General features: G+C 62.1%; 5 protein-coding genes. All 5 read left to right on the forward strand.

Annotated features, from left to right (window positions below):
- Positions 1-319, forward strand: a 319-nt coding sequence (locus E8F06_RS05180) for a cbb3-type cytochrome c oxidase subunit I (protein ID WP_280364860.1), incomplete at its 5' end; no start/stop codon positions are given.
- Positions 319-930: a cytochrome-c oxidase, cbb3-type subunit II gene (gene ccoO / locus E8F06_RS05185; RefSeq protein ID WP_280364862.1), complete on the forward strand. Its 612-nt coding sequence runs from the start codon at positions 319-321 to the stop codon at positions 928-930. The genes E8F06_RS05180 and ccoO, both read left to right, overlap by 1 nt.
- A 4-nt stretch (positions 931-934) precedes the next feature.
- The gene (locus tag E8F06_RS05190; protein WP_280364864.1) at positions 935-1,102 is read left to right on the forward strand and encodes a cbb3-type cytochrome c oxidase subunit 3; all 168 of its coding nucleotides are present in this window, start codon (positions 935-937) and stop codon (positions 1,100-1,102) included.
- The gene (ccoP, locus tag E8F06_RS05195) at positions 1,099-2,034 is read left to right on the forward strand and encodes a cytochrome-c oxidase, cbb3-type subunit III (protein ID WP_280364866.1); all 936 of its coding nucleotides are present in this window, start codon (positions 1,099-1,101) and stop codon (positions 2,032-2,034) included. The genes E8F06_RS05190 and ccoP overlap by 4 nt, the downstream gene beginning before the upstream one ends.
- Positions 2,035-2,469: 435 nt before the next feature.
- A partial coding sequence (locus E8F06_RS05200) for a cbb3-type cytochrome c oxidase subunit I (RefSeq protein ID WP_280364869.1) occupies positions 2,470-3,476 on the forward strand: 1,007 nt, incomplete at its 3' end.

The raw sequence follows: 3,476 nt of genomic DNA on the forward strand, positions 1-3,476 counted from the left end.
GCAGATGCACAGCGTCGGCCTGATCAACGCCCACTTCTGGCTGGCCACCATCGGTACCGTGCTCTACATCGCCTCCATGTGGGTCAACGGCATTACCCAAGGCCTGATGTGGCGCGCGGTGAACGAGGACGGCACCCTCACTTACTCCTTCGTCGAAGCGCTGGAAGCCAGCCACCCCGGCTTCGTGGTGCGCGTTATCGGTGGCGCGATCTTCTTCAGCGGCATGCTGCTGATGGCCTGGAACACCTGGCGCACCGCCAAGGCCTCCAAGCCCGCTGAATACGACGCCGCTGCGCAGATCCCGCAAGGAGCCCACTGATGAAACAGCACGAAAAACTCGAGAAGAACGTCGGCCTCCTGGCGTTGTTCATGGTCCTGGCCGTCAGCATCGGCGGCCTGGTGCAGATCGTGCCGCTGTTCTTCCAGGACGTGACTAACACCCCGGTCGACGGCATGAAGCCCTATACCGCCCTGCAACTGGAAGGCCGCGACATCTACATCCGTGAAGGCTGCGTAGGCTGCCACTCGCAGATGATCCGCCCGTTCCGTGCCGAAACCGAGCGTTACGGCCACTACTCCGTCGCCGGCGAAAGCGTCTGGGACCACCCCTTCCTGTGGGGCTCCAAGCGTACCGGCCCAGACTTGGCCCGCGTTGGCGGCCGCTACTCCGATGACTGGCACCGTGCGCACCTGTACAACCCGCGCAACGTAGTGCCGGAGTCGAAGATGCCCGCCTACCCCTGGCTGGTGGAGAACACCCTGGACGGCAAGGACACCGCCGCGAAGCTCCGCGCCATGCAGACCCTCGGCGTGCCCTACACCGACGAGGACGTCGCGGGCGCCCAGGCAGCGGTGAAAGGCAAGACCGAGATGGATGCCGTGGTCGCCTACCTGCAGGTGCTGGGCACCAGCCTGAAGAACAAGAGGTAGGGCCATGGACATCGGAACCCTGCGTGGCCTCGGCACCCTGCTGGTGCTGATCGCCACCCTTGGAGTGATCTGCTGGGCCTACAGCGGCAAGCGCAAGGCGAGCTTCGACGAAGCGGCGAATCTGCCCTTCGCCGATGACGAGCGGAACGAATCTAGGAGCAACCGCGCATGACCACATTCTGGAGCTGGTACATCTCCCTGCTCACCATCTTCACCCTGCTGGCACTGACCTGGCTGATCTTCGCCACCCGCAGCGGCGAGTCGAAAGGCACTACCGACCAGACCATGGGCCACGCCTTCGACGGCATCGAGGAATATGACAACCCGCTGCCCAAATGGTGGTTCTGGCTGTTCATCGGCACCTTGATCTTCGCTGCGGGCTACCTGGTGCTCTATCCTGGCCTCGGCAACTGGAAAGGCCTCTTTCCCGGCTATGCCGACGGCTGGAACCAGGAGTCCCAGTGGCAGCGCGAAGTCAGCAAGGCAGAGCAGCAGTACGGCCCGATCTTCGCCCGCTACTCCGCCATGTCCATCGAAGAGGTGGCCAAGGATCCGCAGGCCATGAAAATGGGCGGCCGCCTGTTCGCCACCTACTGCTCCATCTGCCATGGCTCGGACGCCAAGGGCGCCCTGGGCTTCCCCAACCTCACCGACAGCAACTGGCGTTGGGGCGGAGAGCCGGAAACCATCAAGACCACCATCCTTCACGGCCGGATGGCGGCCATGCCGGCCTGGGGTGACGTACTGGGTGACGCAGGCGTGAAAAACGTTGCCGCCTATGTGCGCCAGGATCTGGCCGGCCTGAAGCTGCCGGAAGACGCCAAGGCCGACGTGGAAGCGGGCAAGTCGCTGTTCGCCACTACCTGCGTTGCCTGCCACGGTGCCGAAGGCAAGGGCACGACCCTCATGGGCGCACCGGACCTGACCCATCCAGCCGGGTGGATCTACGGCTCCAGCCTTGCCCAGCTGCAACAGACCATCCGCCATGGCCGCAACGGCCAGATGCCAGCCCAGCAGGAATACCTGGGTCAGGACAAGGTCCATGTCCTGGCTGCGTACATCTACAACCTCTCCCGCAAGGATCGGGAGCTGGCCGTCAAATAACCACAAAGTCGGAGCGGCGCAGGGAAGCGCAGTTCCAACCTGGCAGCCAGGCTCTCGAGCCGAACTGCAAGCCGCGCAAAATGGCACCCTGAGCCGGGTGCCTAGGACACAGGGAAGTGTCCACCCCTCCTTTTATATAGTGCGACTCAGTGTCGCACCTCTCCGACCAGTTGCACCCTCCTCGCTTTGACATGGGCTAAGCTGCTTTCCAGTCGCCACTTGTCACAACTCCAAGGCGATCCTTCCAGTCACGCGACACATCTGGCTTCGACGGCGCACCGAAGAGATCCGCCAGCACAGCCGCAAATCCTTGTCCAGTGGGCCTCCCAGCCTGGATTGTGTCGGCTTGTGTCGTTGCAATGGCTACCCTCTTTCTCCATACTTGCCGCCGATTTTTTGTCCCCAAAAAACTCCATTAACCGTGGAACCCCTAGCATGAGCACAGCAATCAGTCAGACTGCTTATAACTATAAGGTGGTCCGCCAGTTCGCCATTATGACGGTGATCTGGGGGGTCATAGGGATGGGTCTAGGCGTGTTCATCGCCGCACAACTTGTGTGGCCGGAACTCAACCTGAACCTGCCTTGGACCTCGTTCGGCCGCCTGCGTCCCCTGCATACCAACGCGGTGATCTTCGCCTTCGGCGGATGCGCACTGTTCGCCACTTCCTACTACGTGGTGCAGCGCACCTGCCAGGCTCGCCTGGTATCCGACAGTCTGGCCGCCTTCACCTTCTGGGGTTGGCAAGCCGTGATCGTGCTGGCAGTCATCACCCTGCCGCTGGGTTACACCTCCTCCAAGGAATACGCCGAGCTCGAGTGGCCGATCGACATCCTCCTGGGTATCGTCTGGATCACCTACGCCGTCGTCTTCTTCGGCACCATCATGAAGCGCAAGACCAAGCACATCTATGTGGGCAACTGGTTCTTCGGCGCCTTCATCCTGGTTACCGCCATGCTGCACATCGTCAACAGCATGGAAATGCCGGTCTACGCCTTCAAGTCGTACTCCATGTACGCCGGCGCTACCGACGCCATGATCCAGTGGTGGTACGGCCACAATGCCGTGGGCTTCTTCCTGACCACCGGCTTCCTGGGGATGATGTACTACTTCGTTCCGAAGCAGGCCGAGCGTCCGATCTACTCCTATCGCCTGTCCATCGTGCACTTCTGGGCGCTGATCACCCTGTACATCTGGGCCGGTCCGCACCACCTGCACTACACCGCTCTGCCGGACTGGGCCCAGTCCCTCGGCATGGCCATGTCCCTGATCCTGCTGGCTCCGAGCTGGGGTGGCATGATCAACGGCATGATGAGCCTGTCCGGCGCCTGGCATAAGCTGCGTTCCGACCCCATCCTGCGCTTCCTGGTGGTTTCCCTGGCCTTCTACGGCATGTCCACCTTCGAAGGCCCGATGATGGCCATCAAGACCGTCAACGCCCT

This window comes from Pseudomonas sp. BN411, from assembly GCF_029871235.1.
Lineage (GTDB): Bacteria > Pseudomonadota > Gammaproteobacteria > Pseudomonadales > Pseudomonadaceae > Metapseudomonas.

Excerpts from the sequence above, each read along its gene's own strand:
- ccoP (WP_280364866.1), top strand. The coding sequence starts at position 1,099 with ATGACCACATTCTGGAGCTGGTACATCTCCCTGCTCACCATCTTCACC.
- ccoO (WP_280364862.1), top strand. The coding sequence starts at position 319 with ATGAAACAGCACGAAAAACTCGAGAAGAACGTCGGCCTCCTGGCGTTG.
- E8F06_RS05190 (WP_280364864.1), top strand. The coding sequence starts at position 935 with ATGGACATCGGAACCCTGCGTGGCCTCGGCACCCTGCTGGTGCTGATC.